Origin of the sequence: Georgenia muralis, assembly GCF_003814705.1 — a bacterium.
Lineage (GTDB): Bacteria > Actinomycetota > Actinomycetes > Actinomycetales > Actinomycetaceae > Georgenia > Georgenia muralis.
This window is the reverse complement of record NZ_RKRA01000001.1, coordinates 3,464,355-3,481,958: the sequence shown is the minus strand read 5'-3', so window position 1 is coordinate 3,481,958 and position 17,604 is coordinate 3,464,355. Positions and strand designations below refer to the sequence as shown.

12 protein-coding genes and 4 tRNA genes are annotated in these 17,604 nt (G+C 72.5%); 4 read left to right on the top strand and 12 right to left on the bottom strand.

The window, feature by feature from the left end; all coding sequences use genetic code 11:
• Positions 1-32: 32 nt before the first annotated feature.
• Complete coding sequence (gene eno, locus EDD32_RS15750; RefSeq protein WP_123918988.1) at positions 33-1,301, bottom strand: phosphopyruvate hydratase; 1,269 nt, start codon at positions 1,299-1,301, stop codon at positions 33-35.
• A gap of 262 nt (positions 1,302-1,563) precedes the next feature.
• Positions 1,564-2,127 carry a DUF3000 domain-containing protein gene (locus EDD32_RS15745; protein WP_246006171.1) on the bottom strand — a complete coding sequence of 188 codons (564 nt, stop codon included), beginning with the start codon at positions 2,125-2,127 and terminating at the stop codon, positions 1,564-1,566.
• Between the two features lie 177 nt (positions 2,128-2,304).
• Between EDD32_RS15745 and EDD32_RS15740 the strand changes: the two genes are divergently transcribed.
• Entirely contained in the window at positions 2,305-3,531 is a 1,227-nt protein-coding gene (locus EDD32_RS15740; protein WP_123918984.1) for a carboxylate--amine ligase, read from the top strand.
• 275 nt (positions 3,532-3,806) lie between these two features.
• On the opposite strand, the gene treZ is transcribed toward EDD32_RS15740, so the two are convergent.
• The 3 genes from treZ to glgX are packed head-to-tail and all read right to left on the bottom strand — an operon-like array spanning position 3,807 to position 10,227.
• Positions 3,807-5,540, bottom strand: a complete 1,734-nt coding sequence (treZ, locus tag EDD32_RS15735) for a malto-oligosyltrehalose trehalohydrolase (protein ID WP_170175326.1) — start codon at positions 5,538-5,540, stop codon at positions 3,807-3,809.
• Between the two features lie 53 nt (positions 5,541-5,593).
• On the bottom strand, positions 5,594-8,110 hold the full coding sequence (gene treY, locus EDD32_RS15730) for a malto-oligosyltrehalose synthase (RefSeq protein WP_123918980.1): 2,517 nt from the start codon (positions 8,108-8,110) through the stop codon (positions 5,594-5,596).
• Positions 8,107-10,227: a glycogen debranching protein GlgX gene (glgX, locus tag EDD32_RS15725; RefSeq protein ID WP_123918978.1), complete on the bottom strand. Its 2,121-nt coding sequence runs from the start codon at positions 10,225-10,227 to the stop codon at positions 8,107-8,109. Before glgX ends, treY begins: the two co-directional genes overlap by 4 nt.
• A gap of 178 nt (positions 10,228-10,405) precedes the next feature.
• Here glgX and EDD32_RS15720 point away from each other — a divergent pair, with 178 nt between their 5' ends.
• Entirely contained in the window at positions 10,406-10,960 is a 555-nt protein-coding gene (locus EDD32_RS15720; RefSeq protein WP_447925992.1) for a hypothetical protein, read from the top strand.
• Between the two features lie 37 nt (positions 10,961-10,997).
• Here EDD32_RS15720 and sulP read toward each other — a convergent pair whose 3' ends face one another.
• The 6 genes from sulP to EDD32_RS15690 all read right to left on the bottom strand — a co-directional run bounded on the left by sulP (position 10,998) and on the right by EDD32_RS15690 (position 15,287).
• Positions 10,998-12,707, bottom strand: coding sequence for a sulfate permease (sulP, locus tag EDD32_RS15715; RefSeq protein WP_123918974.1), 1,710 nt, complete (start codon positions 12,705-12,707; stop codon positions 10,998-11,000).
• Positions 12,708-12,870: 163 nt separating this feature from the next.
• Positions 12,871-13,857 (bottom strand): aldo/keto reductase, encoded by a 987-nt coding sequence (locus EDD32_RS15710; RefSeq protein ID WP_123918972.1) that lies wholly within the window; start codon positions 13,855-13,857, stop codon positions 12,871-12,873.
• Between the two features lie 150 nt (positions 13,858-14,007).
• Complete coding sequence (locus EDD32_RS15705; protein ID WP_123918970.1) at positions 14,008-14,694, bottom strand: alpha/beta hydrolase; 687 nt, start codon at positions 14,692-14,694, stop codon at positions 14,008-14,010.
• Positions 14,695-15,015: 321 nt separating this feature from the next.
• Positions 15,016-15,090: transfer RNA gene (locus tag EDD32_RS15700), tRNA-Val, on the bottom strand.
• A 13-nt stretch (positions 15,091-15,103) separates the two neighbouring features.
• Positions 15,104-15,177, bottom strand: a tRNA-Cys gene (locus EDD32_RS15695).
• A 37-nt stretch (positions 15,178-15,214) separates the two neighbouring features.
• Positions 15,215-15,287: transfer RNA gene (locus EDD32_RS15690), tRNA-Gly, on the bottom strand.
• 320 nt (positions 15,288-15,607) lie between these two features.
• Between EDD32_RS15690 and EDD32_RS15685 the strand changes: the two genes are divergently transcribed.
• A tRNA-Val gene (locus tag EDD32_RS15685) sits at positions 15,608-15,679 on the top strand.
• Between the two features lie 172 nt (positions 15,680-15,851).
• A complete protein-coding gene (locus EDD32_RS15680) occupies positions 15,852-17,069 on the top strand; it encodes a tyrosine-type recombinase/integrase (protein ID WP_123918968.1) in 1,218 nt (405 codons plus the stop codon).
• A gap of 207 nt (positions 17,070-17,276) precedes the next feature.
• Here the strand turns inward: EDD32_RS15680 and EDD32_RS15675 are convergent, their stop codons facing one another.
• Entirely contained in the window at positions 17,277-17,513 is a 237-nt protein-coding gene (locus EDD32_RS15675) for a helix-turn-helix domain-containing protein (protein ID WP_246006170.1), read from the bottom strand.
• Positions 17,514-17,604 lie beyond the last annotated feature (91 nt).

Sequence of the window (17,604 nt, the reverse complement as noted above, 5' to 3'; positions counted from 1 at the left end):
GGCCACAGCCCAGCAGGCTGCGAGCGGAATCCTCACTGTCCACCGAGCCCGTACGGCAGGTCGGTGGTGGCGGCGATCTGCAGGAGCCGGTTGTACTTCGCCACCCGCTCACCTCGCGCGGGCGCACCGGACTTCAGTTGGCCGCACCCGGTGCCGACGGAGAGGTCGGCGATGAAGCTGTCCTCGGTCTCGCCGGAGCGGTGGGAGACCATCTGCGTGTAGCCGGCCTCCCGGCACAGGCGCATCGCCTCGAGGGTCTCGGACACCGAGCCGATCTGGTTGAGCTTGATGAGGGCGGAGCTACCGACCTTGCGCCCGATCGCCTCGGTGATGATCGCGGGGTTGGTGACGAGGATGTCGTCGCCCATGATCTGCGCGCGGCCGGCCAGGCGCTCGGTCAGGTCGACCCAGCCGTCCCAGTCGTTCTCCGCGAGGCCGTCCTCGATGGACCACACGGGGAAGTCGCTGACCATCCGGGCGTACCGCTCGATCATGTCAGCGCTGGTCAGGCTCTCCCCGGCGACCCGGTAGGAGCCGCCGTCGTAGAACTCGCTCGCCGCCGGGTCCAGCGCGATGGCCACCCCGTCACGGCCGGCGGTGTACCCGGCACCCTCGATCGCCTGGACCAGCAGGGACAGGACGTCCTCGGGCCGGGTGATGTCCGGGGCGAAACCGCCCTCGTCGCCCAGGCCGGTGGCGAAGCCGCGGTCCTTGAGCAACGACCGGAGCCTGGCGTACACGGTCGCTCCGGCACGCACCGCCTCGGGCAGCGACGGGGCGCCGATCGGGGCGATCATGAACTCCTGGAAGTCGAGCGAGTTCGGCGCGTGCGCGCCGCCGTTGAGCACGTTGAAGTGCGGGACCGGCAGCCGGGGTGCGGCACCGTCGAGGCGCAGGAACGAGTAGAGCTCGCCGGTGCCTGCCAGGGCGCGAGCCAGCGCCATGGAGACGCCCACGATCGCGTTCGCCCCGAGGCGGCCCTTGTTCGCGGTGCCGTCGGCGTCGTTCATCGCCCGGTCCACCTCGGCCAGGGAGGTCCAGGTCCTGGACCGCAAGAGCTCGGCCAGCTCGCCGTTGACATTGCTGACCGCGCGGGTGACACCCTTGCCGCCGTACCGGTCGGCGTCGCCGTCGCGCAGCTCGACCGCCTCCCGGCTTCCGGTCGAGGCACCGGACGGCACACCGGCCGAGGCCTGGTGTCCGCCGGACAGCCTGACGGACACGCGCAACGTGGGATTGCCTCGCGAGTCGAGGATCTCCAGTGCGCTCAGGTCGGCGACGCCGAACTCGTCAACACCCATGTGGATCTCCACCTCTCCTCCGCACCCACCCGGGGCGCGGTCCCAGAACACGAGGGGAAGAGACCGTGGGTCACCGCAGCCGCTCGCCCTCTCGGACAAGACCAGGGACCGTTGGCGACATCGCTGCCGCGGTTGAAGGCGAGCCCCACCGCCGTGACAGCCATCACGCTATCCCCGCCCCGGGGGCGGCGAGCGGGACCAAAGGGCGGTCCGTGCGCCGAGCCGAGCGTCCGCGCCTTCTGGCGCGAGAGCACCTGAGCGCTCAGTGCCGCCGGGTGAGCGCGGTGACGTTCTCCGGCAGCGGCTCGAGCCCCGCCGCGGTGCACGTCAGCGTCGCCCAGGCGCGGAGGTGGGGGCCGAGGTCAGGCGTCGTCGCGGTCCAGGATGCGCGCACCTCGATCTCCACCTCACCGCCGCGCAGCTCCAGACCCCCGAACGTCTCGGACAGCACCCGCGTGACGGTGCCGGAGAGGTGGTGGTACCCGGCGCCGGCGTCGGTCAGCGCGTCGGTGAGCCAGCTCCAGCCGACCTCACCGAGGAGCGGGTCGGCCCCGAGCTCGTCCTCGAGGCGTGCCTTGGCCATGGCGACCACACGAAAGGTGCCGTGCCAGGCGTCCTGACCGGCGGGGTCGTGCAGGACCACGAACCGGCCGTGCCCGAGGAAGGAGTCCGGGTCCGACCCCGGGTCGGGGTTGACCTCACCGGTCAGGGCGAGCGCGTAGGGGGCGAGCCGGGACGGCGCGGGGATCTCCTCGAGGTGGAGCTCCGGGCGCAGGCGGTGCCCGCGCAGGCTCAGCAGCGCCGCCTCGAAGTCGGGTGGTGCCACCCGGTCACCGTTCACCACCCCAGGCTAGGTCTCCCGCCGTCGGGCGTCAGGAGGGCGCGCCGTCCCTCGGCCGCGGCGTCAGGTCGCTGCCCGGGTGCCGCACCGTCGGCTGCCGCACAGCCCTGGGTGCGCACCCCGCCTATGCTCGCCACTGCAGCCCATCCCTGAGAGGACCGCATGGCCCCCACCTCCGACGTCCGCCCGATCATCCTGGGCGGCGACCTCGGCGCCTACGCCACCGCCCGGACGTTCCACGAGCGCTACGGCGTGCGCTCGGTCGTCCTCTCGGCCGTGATCACCTGGGCGGTGCGCCGCTCGGTCGCGGTGGACCACCGCGAGATCCCCGGCATGTCCGACCCCGACGCCGTCGTCGCGGCGGTTCGTGCGGTCGCCGCCGAGGAGCCGGGCCGTCGTCACCTGGTGCTGGCCAGCGCGGACTGGCTCGTCGACGTCGTCGTCGCCCGCCGCGGCGAGCTCGAGCCCACCGTCGTCGTGCCCTACGCCGACGCCGCCGCCATGGCGCGGATCACCGACAAGGGCAGGTTCACCGCCCTGTGCGAGGAGCTCGGCCTGCCGGTCCCGCGCACGGTGGTCCTCAAGGCGGCCGACGGTGCCGGCGCGGCGCGTGACCTCACGTTCCCTGTCGTGGTCAAGGCGGCCTCGACGAGCGCGTTCCACGAGGTGACCTTCGACGGCAAGCGCAAGGTCGACCACGCGGACGACCCGGCGGCGCTCGAGGCCGTCCTCGCCCGGATCGCCGCCGCCGGTTTCCCCGGGGACCTCCTCGTCCAGGAGCTCGTGCCGGGTGGCGACGGGGAGATGGCCGCAGTCAACCTCTTCTTCGACGCCGACGGCGTGTGGCGCTTCGCCCAGTACGGCCGGGTCCTCCTGGAGGAGCACACGCCGGGGGCCCTGGGGAACTCCGTCGCGCAGGTGACGGGGGTCCACCCCGACGCGGTGGACCAGGCCCGGCGCCTGCTCGAGCACGTCGGGTGGCGCGGTTTCGCCAACGTCGACCTCAAGCGGGACCCGCGTGACGGCGTCCACCGATTCCTCGAGGTCAACCCCCGGGTGGGCCGCAGCGGCTACGCGGTGACGGCGTCCGGCTACGACGTCGCGGAGATGTACGTGCGCGCGTTCGTCGACGGAGCGCCGGCCGAGCCCCGGGTGGGCACCGCCGAGCACCTCTTCCACGTGGTGCCGCTGCGCCTGGTGCGCCGGTACGTCCCTGCCGCCGACGCAGCCCTGGTCCGGCGACTGGCACGAGCGGGCCGGGCGACCAACCCGCTGTTCTACCGCGCGGAGCGCGACCCGCGCCGGTGGGCCGAGATCGCCGCGGCCCAGGTGAACCAGTTCCGCAAGTTCGCCCGGCACCACCCCGGCGCGCTGCCCACCGGCCGGTGAGCTCGGGCCCGCCGAGCACGTCGCCGTCTGCCGCCGCCGGCGGCGGCCAGTCGCGGGTTCCGGCGGTGGTGAGCTCGTTCCGGCCGAGGTCGAGGCTCCATTGCCCGATCAGCAGGAACTGGTCTGCGGGCTCGACCCGCTACGTGCTGACCGACCCGGCTCCTGCTGATTCGGGAGCTATGGGCATCGCCTGGACCTCGCGCGCAGGCGTGCGCGGGTTCACCACCCGCGCGACCCGTGCCGTCCGGTGACCCCCACCGCTCCGGGGCGGCCGCTCACGCCAGCCGCAGCACCGCCACGTTGTGGCCGGACAGCTCGACCTCGGACCCGTGCACGGCCAGCCCCTCCCCGTCCCAGCACAGGAGCACCTCGCCCGCCGCGGACCCGAGCGCCAGGGTCGCGGGCCCCGGGGCGAGGTTGATCGCGACGGCGATGCCGCCTCGACGCATCACCAGCTGGTCCGGCCCGGTCTGGACGGCCGTGGCGGCCCGGTCGCCCGAGGCGATGTCGGGCTCGCGGCGCAGCCGCACGAGGTCGGTGTAGAACCGCAGGAGACGGGCGTTGTCCGGCCGTGCCGGCTCGTCCCAGTCCAGGCGCGAGGCCACCACGGTCTCGGGGGACTGCGGGTCGGGCACGACGATGTCGTGCCCGTAGAGCTCGGCCCACCCGTGCGTGCCGAACTCGCGCGAGCGTCCCTCCCGCACGCCCTCGGCCAGCTCGGGCTCCGCGTGGTCGGTGAAGTACTGGAACGGCGTGGTCGCCCCCCACTCCTCACCCATGAAGAGCATCGGCGTACCGGGTCCCAGGAGGACGACGGCGGCGGAGATCGCGAGCTGCCCCGGCGAGAGAGCCCGGCTCGGCCGGTCGCCCAGAGCACGGTTGCCGACCTGGTCGTGGTCCTGGGAGAAGACGACGAACCGGCGCCGGTCCACCTCGGGCGGGACCGGCGCGCCCCAGACCTTCCCGCGGAAGGAGGAGAACTCCCCGGCGTGGACGAAGACCTCGGTCAGCGCCTTGGCGAGGGTCGCCACGGACCCGAAGTCGGCGTAGTACCCCTGCCGCTCGCCGGTGACGAGGGCGTGGAGGGCGTGGTGGAGGTCGTCGTTCCACTGCGCGGTCATCCCCAGGCCGCCGTCCGCGGTGGCGGTCACCATCCGAGCGTCGTTGAGGTCGGACTCGGCGATGAGCGACAGCGGCCGGCCCACCTCGGACCCGAGCGCCGCCACGGCGTCGGCGAGCTCGGCGAGGACGTGCCGGTCCGAGTCGTCCACGAGGGCGTGGACGGCGTCCAGGCGCAGGGCGTCGATGTGGAAGTCGCGCAGCCAGCGCACGGCGTTGTCGACGACGAACGCGCGCACCTCGGCCGCGTCGCCGCCGTCGAGGTTGACCGCCGCACCCCACGGGGTGTGATGGCGCTCGGTGAAGTACGGCCCGTACGCGCCCAGGTAGTTGCCCGAGGGCCCGAGGTGGTTGTAGACGACGTCGAGGCACACCGCGATGCCGCGGCCGTGGGCGGCGTCGACGAAGCGCTGCAGCGCCGCCGGTCCGCCGTAGGGCTCGTGCACCGCGTACAGCGCCACACCGTCGTAGCCCCACCCGGCCGTGCCGGGGAACGCCGCGACGGGCATGAGCTCGACCATCTCCACGCCGAGGGCGACGAGATGGTCCAGCCTGGCGATGGCGGCGTCCAGGGTGCCCTCGGGCGTGAAGGTGCCGATGTGCAGCTCGTAGATCACCGCACCGAGGCTCGAGCGACCCGCCCATCCGGCGTCGGCCCAGGCGTGCGCCGAGACGTCGAAGGTCCGCGAGGGACCGTGGACGCCGTGCGGCTGCCACGCGCTGCGAGGGTCCGGCAGGGCCGGGCCGCCGTCGATCGCGAAGGCGTAGTCCGTGCCGGGCGCCAGCGCATCAGCCGAGCGCCACCACCCCCCGTCCTCGGGGCTCATCGGCGTGCGCGCCTCGCCCGAGACGAGCTCGACCGTCCTGGCGTCCGGTGCCCAGACCCGCACGGGGCCTCCCGCGGCGCGGCCTCCGCCGGGCCGGCCGGCGCCCGCCCCGGCGCTCACGCCCGCTCCAGGAGCGCGACCGGCGAGGACGCCAGCAGGTCGCCGAGGCGGCACGGGCCGCCCTCGAAGGTCGTCCCACTGAGGACGTCGTGCCAGGACCCCTCGGGCAGCACGACCGTGCTGTCGGGCAGGCCGTGCACGCGGGCAGTGGCGGCCGCCAGGCGGGTCGTCACCGCGACGACGACCGGCAGGTCGGCCTCGGTACGGGCCAGGGCCACCGCGTGCGAGGTGGTCGTCGGCAGCGGGAGGTAGCCCGCGGCAGGCCCGACGAAGGCGCCGGGGTGGGCGCGCCGAAGCCGCAGGGCGGCGGCGGTGAGGGCGAGCTTGTCGTCGTCCAAGCCGGTCGGCCGGGCGCCGCCGTCGAGCTCGGCCAGGCGCGCCGCGAGGGCGGCGTGGTCCACGGGCCGGCGGTTGTCGGGGTCGACGAGGGAGGTCTGGGTGATCTCGCTGCCCTGGTAGACGTCGGCGACGCCGGGGATGGTCAGCTGCAAGAGCTTGGTACCCAGGACCGACGCGCGCACCGCGGGGGCGACCTTCTCCACCCACCGGCCGAACCCCTCGACGACGGCGGGGTGCTCGAGCAGGGCGGCGGCGTGGTCGAGCAGCGCGGCCTCGCGGGCGAGGTCCGGCGCGGTCCAGGTCGTCCACGCCTTCTGCTCGCGCACGGCCTTGGTGAGGTAGCCCTGGAGACGCTCGGCGGAGAGGGGACCGAATTCGGTCCAGGTCCCGGCGAGGGTCTGCCACAGCAGGTTCTCGGTGCGGCCGTCCAGGTCGGCCGGACGCACCGCGGCGGTCGCCTCCCGCAGGGAGTGCACGAGCTCGGCCCAGGCGTCGGCGTGCTCGGAGATGACCCCGATCCGGGCCCGGACGTCCTCCCCGCGCTTGGTGTCGTGGGTGGTCCCGGCGGTCATGGTCGCGGGCCAGTTCGCGCCCGAGCGGCCCGCCCAGGCGTGGAGCTCGTCCGGCCCGATGCCGAACCGGGAGGGCACCCCGCCCACCTCGCACAGGCTCACCAGGTGCGTCCAGCGGTAGAACGCGGTGTCCTCGACCCCCTTGGCCATGACCGCCCCGCACACCTGCGGGAAGCGGACCATGAGCTCGGCGCGGCGGGCCTCGTGGGTGCGTCCCGCGCTGCCGGTCTCCTGGCCCAGGACCAGGGCGACGGCGACCTCGAGGGTGTCGTGGCGGTCGGCCTCGAGCCGGCCCCGGGCGATCTCCGCCGCCTCGCGGACCACCCGCTCCTCCGCCGCCGGGACCGGCTCGCCCGGTACGACGTAGGCGCGGTAGCGGTCCATCGCCACGACCAGCTCGGCGAAGCAGTCGTGCAGGGCGCGGAAGGTGTGGTCGCGCAGGCGGATGTCGTCGTGGCAGATCTCCGCCGCGAGCGTGGCCAGCCGGTGGACCTCGGCGTAGAGGGAGGTGGTGACGATCTGCCGCTTGGCCTCCTCGACGACCGCGGGCAGGGAGGCGGAGATCCCGGTGACCTCGTGCATGAGGTCGGCGAGGGGCACGGCGCCGGCGGGGTCGACCTGGAGCGCGTGCAGGCGCCAGGCGGCGTCGTAGCCGGTGGTGCCGGCCACGGGCCAGTCGCCGGGGAGCTCCTCCTCGCCCTCGAGGATCTTCTCGGCGACGACCCACGCGCCGCCGGTCGCCTCGGCGAGTCGGCGGAGGTAGCCGCGCGGGTCGGCCAGGCCGTCCGGGTGGTCGATGCGGAAGCCGTCGATCACCCCGGCGTCGAAGAGCTCGAGGAGCAGGGCGTGGGTGGCGTCGAAGACCTCCGGCACCTCCACGCGGACCGCGGCGAGGGTGCCGACGTCGAAGAACCGGCGGTAGTTGAGCTCCTCGTCGGCGACCCGCCAGTAGGCGAGGCGGTAGTGCTGGCGCTCGAGGAGCTCGGCGAGGGGGAGGTGCTCGGTCTCGGGCCGGACGGGGAAGACGTGGTCGAAGTAGCGCAGCACCACCTGCTCGCCGGCGTCCGGCTCGGACGGCACGACGAGACGCTCGACCCTGAGCTCGCCCGAGGCGAGGACCTCCCCGACCCTGGTGCCGAGGACGGGCATGAGCACGCCGTCGTCGCCGCCGAGGTCGATGTCGAACCACGAGGCGTAGGGCGATTCCGCACCGTGGCGCAGCACCGACCACAGGGCCCGGTTGTGCCACGCGGGGGTGGGCACCGCCATGTGGTTGGGCACGACGTCGACGACGACCCCGAGGCCGCGGGCGTGCGCGGCGGCGGCGAGGCTCTCCAGGCCGGCCCGGCCCCCCATGGACTCGCTGATCCGGGTGTGGTCCACGACGTCGTAGCCGTGGGTGGACCCGGGCGCGGCCTGGAGGACGGGGGAGAGGTAGAGGTCGGTGACCCCGAGGTCGTCGAGGTAGGGCAGGAGCGCCTCCGCCGCGGCGAACGTCAGGTCCGGCCCCAGCTGGAGCCGGTAGGTGCTCACCGGCAGGCGCCGGCCCGGCGCGGGCAGGTGCGCGCCGCCGCCGGCCGGAGCGGGGACCGGGCCGCTCACTCGCTCTCCCCGCGCGGGCTGACCAGGACGATGGTGGTGCGTCCCGGCACGGCGACGGTCCCGCCGGCGGTGTGCTCGACGCCGACGCCCTCGTCGTCCGAGGTGTCCAGCGCGGTGGTCCAGGTGGTGCCGTACTCGGCAGGGGGCAGCCGGAACTCCAGCGGCTCGGCGCCGGCGTTGAGGAGCCCGAGCACGTTGTCGTCAACGATGCGCTCGCCGCGCGCGTCGGGCTCGGGGATCGCCTGGCCGTTGAGGAAGACCATCACGGAACGGGCGTGCGAGACCGACCAGTCCTCGTCGGACATGTGCTCGGCGGCGTGGGTGAACCACTCGATGTCGCCGATGTCGGACTCGCCGCCGTGGTCGGGGGAGCCGGCGAAGAACCGGCGCCGACGCATCACCGGGTGGTCCTTGCGGAGCTGGACGACCGTTCGGGTGAAGTCGAGGAGCGACTGCCGGTCGTCGTCGAGGTCCCAGTCCATCCACGCCAGCTCGTTGTCCTGGCAGTAGACGTTGTTGTTGCCGTCCTGGGTGCGGCCGAGCTCGTCCCCGTGGGCGATCATCGGCACGCCCTGGCTGAAGAGCAGAGTGGTGAGGAAGTTGCGCTGCTGGCGCGCCCGCAGCGCCCGGATCTCCGGGTCGTCCGTCGGACCCTCGACCCCGCAGTTCCAGGACCGGTTGTGGGACTCGCCGTCGGCGTTGCCCTCACCGTTGGCCTCGTTGTGCTTGTCGTTGTAGGAGACGAGGTCGCGCAGGGTGAAGCCGTCGTGGGCGGTGACGAAGTTGACCGAGGAGACCGGCCGGCGGCCGGTGTGCTCGTACAGGTCGGACGAGCCGGTGATCCGGCTGGCGAACTCGCCCAGGGTGGACGGCTCGCCGCGCCAGAAGTCCCGGACGGTGTCGCGGTACTTGCCGTTCCACTCCGACCACAGCGGGGGGAACCCGCCCACCTGGTAGCCGCCCTCACCGACGTCCCACGGCTCGGCGATGAGCTTGACCTGGGAGATCTTGGGGTCCTGCTGGACGATGTCGAAGAACGCGGAGAGCCGGTCGACGGCGTGCAGCTCGCGCGCCAGGGTCGAGGCGAGGTCGAAGCGGAAGCCGTCGACGTGCATCTCCTCGATCCAGTAGCGCAGCGAGTCCATGATCATCTGCAGCGTGTGCGGGGAGCGCATGAGCAGGGAGTTCCCCGTGCCGGTCGTGTCGAAGTAGTGGGCCTCGTCGCCCTCGACGAGCCGGTAGTACGAGGCGTTGTCGATGCCCCGGAAGGACAGCGTCGGGCCCATGTGGTTGCCCTCGGCGGTGTGGTTGTAGACGACGTCGAGGATGACCTCGATGTTCGCCTCGTGCAGCGCCTTGACGAGGGTCTTGAACTCCTGGACCTGCTCACCGCGGGTGCCGTACGCGGCGAAGCCGTTGTGCGGGGCGAAGAACCCGATGGTGTTGTAGCCCCAGTAGTTGCTCAGCCCCTTCTCCTGCAGGTGCGGGTCGTTGACGAACTGGTGCACCGGCATGAGCTCGACGGCGGTGACGCCCAGCTTGGTGAGGTGCTCGATGACCGACGGGTGGGCCATCCCCGCGTACGTGCCGCGCAGCTCCTCGGGGACGTCCGGATGGAGCTGGGTCATGCCCTTGACGTGCGCCTCGTAGACCACGGAGTCGTGGTACTCGTGGTTCGGCGGCCGGTCGTAGCCCCAGTCGAAGTAGGGGTTGATGACGACCGAGTACATCGTGTGCTTCTTGGAGTCGGCGGTGTTGCGCTTGGCGGGGTTGTCGAAGCTGTAGGAGTACAGGGAGGGGTCGCGGTCGATCTGGCCGTCGATCGCCTTGGCGTAGGGGTCGAGCAGGAGCTTGCTGGGGTCGCAGCGGTTGCCGTTCTCCGGCTCGTACGGGCCGTGGACGCGGTAGCCGTAGCGCTGCCCCGGCTGGGCGCCGGGGAGGTAGGCGTGCCACACGTGGGCGTCGACCTCGGTCAGCTCGAGCTTCGTCTCCTTGCCCCGGTCCCCGATGAGGCACAGCTCCACCCGCTCGGCGACGGAGGAGAAGAGGGCGAAGTTGGTGCCGCTGCCGTCGTACGTGGCACCGAGAGGATAGGGACGACCAGGCCAGATCTGCATGGGCCAAGGTTGGCACGGCCCCGGCGTTTCCGCCCGGCTCAACGGGTCGGGATGCGTGAGACGATCGGCACGGTAGACCGAGCGCCCGCACGGCGCCGTCGCCGTCGTCGAGGGGGGCCCCGCCGTGCCGGTGCTGGAGATCGTGGGCTGGGCGGGCTCGGCCGTCATCGTCTGGTCGATGATGCAGCAGCGGATCCTGCGCCTGCGTGTGATCAATCTCATCGGCTCGAGCATGCAGATGGTCTACAACGGCATCCTGGGGATCTGGCCGGTGTTCGTGCTCAACGTCGTCCTCGCCGCGATCCAGGTGGTGAGCATCGTCCGGCTCCTGCGCACCCGGCACTCCGAGGCGACCTACGCGGTCCTGCCCGTCGACCCCGACGGTGCCTACCTGCGCCACCTCCTGCGTCTGCACGACGACGACGTGCACGAGTTCAACCCCGGCTTCACCGGCCCGGCCCCCGGGTCGGAGGCCTACCTGGTGGTGCGCGGGGAGGAGACCGTCGGCTACGTCCTCCTCCACGACGCCGGGGACGGGGTGGCCCAGGTCGACCTCGACTACGTCACCGAGAGATACCGCGACTTCACCCCGGGCGAGTTCGTCTTCCGGCGCTCGGACGTCCTGCGCGCCGCCGGCTACCGCACGGTGCGCAGCGCCCCCGGCATGCGCGCCCCCTACTACGAGCGCATCGGGTTCGCCCCGGCCGGGGACCGGTACGAGCTGGCCCTGTGAGCGTGCTGCCCAGCGGGGGAGGTTCGCCGGCCGCGGCTCACCCGGCAGCCGGCTCGTCGCTCCCGGGGGCGCGCCCCGCCGCCCACCTCTCGTACGCGTCCACCGCGGTCGGCAGGGTCGCGAAGATGTGGTCCCGCCCGACGGCCTCGACCAGGCCGTAGGCGTCCAGCTCGGAGTACAGGTCCTGCTTGACCCGGGCGAGGGCGACGACGACGCCGCGCCCGTGCAGCTCGTCGCGCAGCGACTCCAGCGCGTCGAGCGCGGTGAGGTCGACCTCGACGTTCGCCTCGGCGTTGAGGAGGAACCACCGCACCGGTCCGGGGTCGTCGTCGACAGCGCGCAGCGCCCGGCGTCGGAAGTCCTCGGCGTTGGCGAAGAACAGGGGCGAGTCGTACCGGTAGACCACGAGCCCGGGGATCGTGCGGGCGGTGGGGTAGTCGTCGACGTCGTGCATCCCCGCCAGGCCCGGGACCCGTCCGAGGATCGCGTCGTGCGGGCGCCCCACCCGCAGGAGCATCTCCGCCAGGGAGAGCGCGACGGCCAGCAGGACGCCCTCGAGGATGCCGAGCACCACCACGGCGGCGAGCGTGAGCAGGGCCAGGGCCAGCTCGCTGCGCCGGAACGAGGCGAGCTGGCGGAATCCCGGGACGTCCACGAGCTGCAGCGCGGCGAAGACGATAAGCGCACCCAGCGCGGCGTCGGGGAAGCCGGCGAGCACCGGGCGCCCGAACACCAGCACCAGCAGCACCGAGACGACCGCCACGAGGGAGAAGACCTGGGTGCGGCTGCCCGCCGCCGCGCCGATCGCGGTGCGCGAGCCGGAGGAGGAGACGGGGAAGCCCTGGACGAGGCCGGCGACGACGTTGACCGAGCCGAGGGCGAGCAGCTCGGCGTCGGGGTCGATCCGGTACCCCCCGCGGGTGGCGAACGCCCGCGCGGTGAGGATGTTGTCGGTGTAGGCGACGACGAGGACACCGAGGGCGGGCACGACCAGCAGGCCGAGCGTGCCGAGGTCCAGCGGCGGCACGGTGGGCGAGGGCAGCCCGGCCGGGATGGCCCCGACCACGTCGACGCCGAGGTCACCACCGACGGCGACGAGCGCCGTCGCGAGGAGGACCACGAGGAGCGGTCCGGGCAGCCGAGGGGCGGTACGTCTGAACACCAGCAGCAGGACCAGCGCACCGGTCGCGACGGCGGTGGTGACCGGCTCGACGTCCCGCAGGTTCGCGGCGAACGCGGCCAGCTGCGCCACGATCGTCCCGTCGGGCACCGGAACCCCGGTGACCTTCTCGAGCTGGCCGGTGATCATCAGCGCCGCCACACCGGCCATGTAGCCGATGAGGACGGGCCGGGAGACGACGTCCGCCACGACGCCGAGCCGCAGGACCCGCGCGACGAGCGCCAGTGCGCCGACCAGGAGCGCGAGGGTCGCGGCGAGACCCGCGTAGCGTCCTGCGTCGCCGTCGGCGAGCGGACCCACCGTGACGGCCACCATGAGCGCCGTCGTGGACTCCGGCCCCACCGACAGCTGGCGCGAGGAGCCCAGGAACGCGTAGACGGCCATGGACGGCACGATCGTCCACAGCCCCGCCACGGGCGGCAGCCCTGCCAGCGTTGCGTACGCCATCACCTGCGGGACGAGGTAGGCGGTGACGGTGATCCCAGCCAGGACGTCGCCGCGCCACCACGACCGCCGGTAGCGACGCAGCGTGACGATGCCGGGCTCGGGCCCCTCGAGCCGGGCCATCGCCGCTCCCTCCGCCGCTGTCGCTGCTCACGGTAGCGCCGGACGGTGGGCGCCGGACGTGCTCAGGCGGGCGTGAGCTCGACGGTCGCCGCCCGAGGCCCGGCGCCCACCAGGTGGTCCACGATCCAGGCGGCCAGGCGACCGTTGGTGGGTGTCCAGGTGCTCACAGGCCCACCATCCCCATGCCGGTGTCGTTGTACCGGTTGCCGCGGACGCCGACCCGCGTGGCGAGGGCGTCGAGGTCGGCCACGTCGTCGGCCGAGAGCGGCACGGTCGTGGCCGCGGCGTTCTCCTCGACGCGCTCGAGGCGGCGGGTGCCCGGGATGGGGACGATCCACGGCTGCTGCGCGAGCAGCCACGCGAGCGCGACCTGGCCGGGCGTTGCCCCCTTCGCTCCGGCCAGGGCCCGCACGTGGTCCACCAGCGCCGCGTTGGCGGCCTGGTTCTCCTCGGCGAAGCGCGGGATGGTGGCTCGGATGTCACCGGCGGGGAAGGTCGTGCCGGGCTGCACGGTCCCGGTGAGGAAGCCCTTGCCGAGAGGGCTGAACGGGACGAAGCCGATGCCGAGCTCGGCGCAGGTGGGCAGCACCTCGGCCTCGGGATCCCGGGTCCACAGCGAGTACTCGCTCTGCACGGCGGTGACCGGGTGCACCGCGTGCGCCCGGCGGATCGTGCCTGCCCCGGCCTCCGACAGGCCGAGGTGGCGCACCTTGCCGGCCGCCACGAGCTCCCCGACCGCGCCGGCAACGTCCTCGATCGGGACCTGGGGGTCGACCCGGTGCTGGTAGAAGAGGTCGATGGTGTCGGTGCGGAGCCGGCGCAGGGATGCGTCGGCCACCCGGCGGATCTGCTCGGGGCGGCTGTCCAGCCCGTTCGGGCGTCCGTCCTCGATGTGCCAGCCGAACTTCGTCGCGATCACCACCTGGTCGCGGACGGGCTCGAGCGCCTCCCCGACGAGCTCCTCGTTGACGTACGGGCCGTAGACCTCTGCGGTGTCGACGAAGGTCAGCCCGCGCTCGACCGCGCCTCGCAGGACGGCGATCATGTCGGTCCGGGAGCCGGGGTTGGGGCCGTAGCTCTGGGACATGCCCATGGCCCCCAGACCGATGGCCGAGACCCGGAGTCCCTGGCCGAGAGATCGTGTGTGCATCGTGACCGCCTTGGTCGTGTGTGGGACGAGGACGGTCCCAGACAACCACCCCGGCCGCCGGCGGGGGAGTCACCGGCTGTCCGGGTACTGCCGTTACCCCCTCGCGCGCGTTACCCCCATCGCGCCGGCCCCCCTCGGGGGCCCCGGCGGCTACGACCGCGGAGGTCCCGCGACGTCGTCAGCCGGGAGGGGTGGAGAACCGGCCGACAGCTCCGAGAGCCAGCGGTGAAGCTCCGCCACCGTCTCCACGGTGAGCCCGTGTCCGCCGGGGTCGCGCCTGGCGAGCGTGCGGGCACCGGACTCCTCCACCAGGTAGGTCCAGGTGCGGTCCAGCAGTTCGCGCGGAATGACGGTGTCGGTATCGCCCTGGGCCACGAGCACCGGCACGCCCTCGAGCCGGGCGGGCGTGACGGGGACGCCGGCGTCGAAGGGCAGCGTGCCGTAGAGGATGGCGGCGCCGGCGAACCGGTCCGGCCGGCTCAGGAGCAGCCCGCCGGCAAAGGCGGCGCCACCGCTGAAGCCCACGAGGACCACGGGGCGGCCGGGCGGGGCGACGTCGTCGAGCCAGGACCCGAACCAGGCCATCGTCTGCCTCAGCGACGCCTCGACCGGCCGGCCGATGCCCCGGTTCTCGAACCAGGCGAACCCGCCCCCGGCCGGGATGGGCGCCCGGAGGGCGGCGTAGGCCGGACCGGTCGGCAGGTGGCGGGCCAGGCCGACGATGTCGGCCTCGGAGGAGCCGCGGCCGTGCAGCAGCACGACGAGGGGCGCCGCGGGGTCCGTCGACCCGGCGAGTGCCACCACGTGCGGCGCTTGGAGGTCACCGGCGTCCGTCATCGTGCCGCGACCGGTACGGGGCCAGGGTTCGCGACGGTGACGGCCTCGGCCGCGCACCCTGTCCGAGGACGGGTGGGCGCGACGGGCGCAACGGGGTCCTGCACGGGAGGCCTCTCGAAGGGGACGGGGAACAGCTGCACGTTGACGTTGCTGCTAACAATACCCGGCTGTTACTTGTATGTTCAAGCATCCCCGGCACGCGGGGCTCGCCCGCTGAGTGCGGTCACCACCGAGGACGGCGAAGTGGGGAACCATCACCGAGGACGGCGAAGTGGGGGACACAAAAGCCCCAGGTCGGTGGTGTCCGACCTGGGGCTGTGCTGGTGGGCGATACTGGGATCGAACCAGTGACCTCTTCCGTGTCAGGGAAGCGCGCTACCGCTGCGCCAATCGCCCATGGTGCCTTTCGTGGAGGTGGCGACGGGATTCGAACCCGTGTGTACGGCTTTGCAGGCCGCTGCCTCGCCTCTCGGCCACGCCACCCTGAAGGCTTGTGCCCCACCGGGTGGTGGTGCCTCCGAGCGGATGACGGGACTCGAACCCGCGACCCTCACCTTGGCAAGGTGATGCTCTACCAACTGAGCCACATCCGCGTGCCCCGCCGAGATTCTCACTCGGTGGCGCAGTCCAGAACTCTAGCCAGACCGTCTGGCAAAGTCCAAACCAGCGTGACACCGTCGGGCTGTGAGAGCCCCCACAAGCCCGCGGGCGGCGCGTCCGCCCACGCTCGCGAGGCGGAGGCCCTACCCTCCAGCGCCGCTCCCGCGCGAACGTCCCGGCGAGGTCACCGGCCACGACGAGGGCGGCCGGCCGGCTGGACCGGAGGGGCGCCGTCGCGCCGGTTTCGCGATCGCCTCCGGCGTCCGCTAGAGTCGGTTGCCGCACGGAGAACACCCCCGGTGGGACCCGACGCGGGCGATTGGCTCAGTGGTAGAGCGCCTCGTTCACACCGAGGAGGTCACTGGTTCGAACCCAGTATCGCCCACCGCAGAGATGGTGCCTCTGACCAGCGAAGTCGCAGGTCAGGGGCCTTTTCTGTGCCCGCCCCAGGTGGACACAAGAGGACCTGAATGCCCCCTGTGGGCCCCTGGTGGGCCCACAGGGGGCCCACGGACTGGTGATCGAGAGACACCTAGTCCGTAGGAGGCGAGAAGCCGATGGCAGCAGGAAGCAGGCGGGGGTTCGGCAACACCGAGCGCCGCAAGAACGCGAAGACCGGCAAGACGACCGGGTGGCGCGCGCGCTACCGGGGGCCGGATCTCGGGCGCTATCACCGGAGCTTCACGACCAAGATCGACGCCGAGGCGTGGCTGTACGCCGAGGAGGCGCTGATCGCGCGGGGGGAGTGGGTCCCGCCCGACCAGCGCGTGGCGCGTGTCACCGTCACCCTCAACGAGTACGTCGGGGCCAACATAAAGATCCGCAAGCTCGCCCCCCGCACCCGCGAGGAGTACGAGACCTACGTCGAGAGATTCCTTACTCATGACGAGCTCGGCGGGAAGTCGCTCAGGGCGATCTCCGCCCGCGACATCACCGCCTGGTACAGCCGACTGCAGGAGCACACCGGAACGACCATGAGCGCGCGGGTGTACGGGTTCGTGTCTTCGGTCTTCAACGCCGCAGTGCGTGACCGGCTCGTCGACCACAACCCGTGCACCATCCGTGGCGCCTCCGAAGCGCCACGCCGGTCGAAGAAGACCATCGCTACGCCCGAGGAGATCGCTGAGGCGCTGCTTCACCTCGACAAGAGGTACCGGGCCATGATCCTGCTGGCGGCCTGGTCGGGCCTGCGCTCCGGGGAGTTCCGCAACCTGCGTCGCCGGAACGTCGACCTGGTCGGGCGCAGGGTCGTCGTCGATGAGCAGGTCCAGAACCTGCGCGGCCAGGGCAAGGTCGTGCGCGGGGTCAAGACCGAGGCCGGTGCGCGGATCGTGCATCTACCGGCCTCGGTGATCGGGGTTCTCGAGACGCACATGAGCGAGTTCTCCCAGGCCGGTCCCGACGGCCTGGTCTTCCCCTCCCGCATCGGCACACCGATCTCTCAATCGGTGCTTCACAAGGTCTGGAACGAGGCACGACAGGCGATCGGCAGGCCAGACCTGCGCATCCACGACCTGCGTGCGACCGCGGCGACCCAGGCGGCCCGAACGGGCGCGACGATCGCTGAGCTGCAGGCCCGCCTCGGGCACACCACCCCGAACGCGGCCATGAAGTACCAGGCGGCCGTCGCGGCACGCGACGCTCACATCGCCGTCGCGCTGGACGACTTCATCACGCTGCCGGTCGACCTGACGGCGGCGAAGAAGAGAACGCCCGCTCCCGACGCCCGCAAGGGCTCCCGGCGGAAAGCCACCGGCGGCAAACGGTCCACGTGAACCGCCTCTGGACTGTGCAGGGGCGCACGGGTTCGAGGGCGTTAGGCCCACGGCGTCATACGACTGGGACCACGGACAGCTGGCAAAATGGCGGTGCGATCGGCACCGATACCCGGCCCGATGAAGGCGTAGGCCCAGGGGCCCGGAGCCGTAGGCCCATGGACGACCGCCAAGGACCAGTATCGCCTGAGCGCCGGGGACCGAGACTCACGCAACTGTGCGCGTCGTGGTGATCGTCGTGATGAGGCACCGGGCGACCTCGTCGAGGTCCACCCTGACCATCCGGCCGATGCGATAGCCGGTGAGAGTGCCGTCGGCGATCCGCCGGCGCAACGTCTTCGGGTGGACGCCGATGTGTTCGGCAGCGACTGCCAACGAGACCAAGTTGGCGGGAAGCGCGGCGCTTGGGACGGTGGTCGTCTTTGAGGACCGCATGGCGCTCATCTCCAGTCTTGTCAGTAATCTCACAATGGGCGGTCAGCCACCAGCCGTTCGGCCAGAGACAGGTCGCCCGAGGCACGCACAGCCGCAGCGT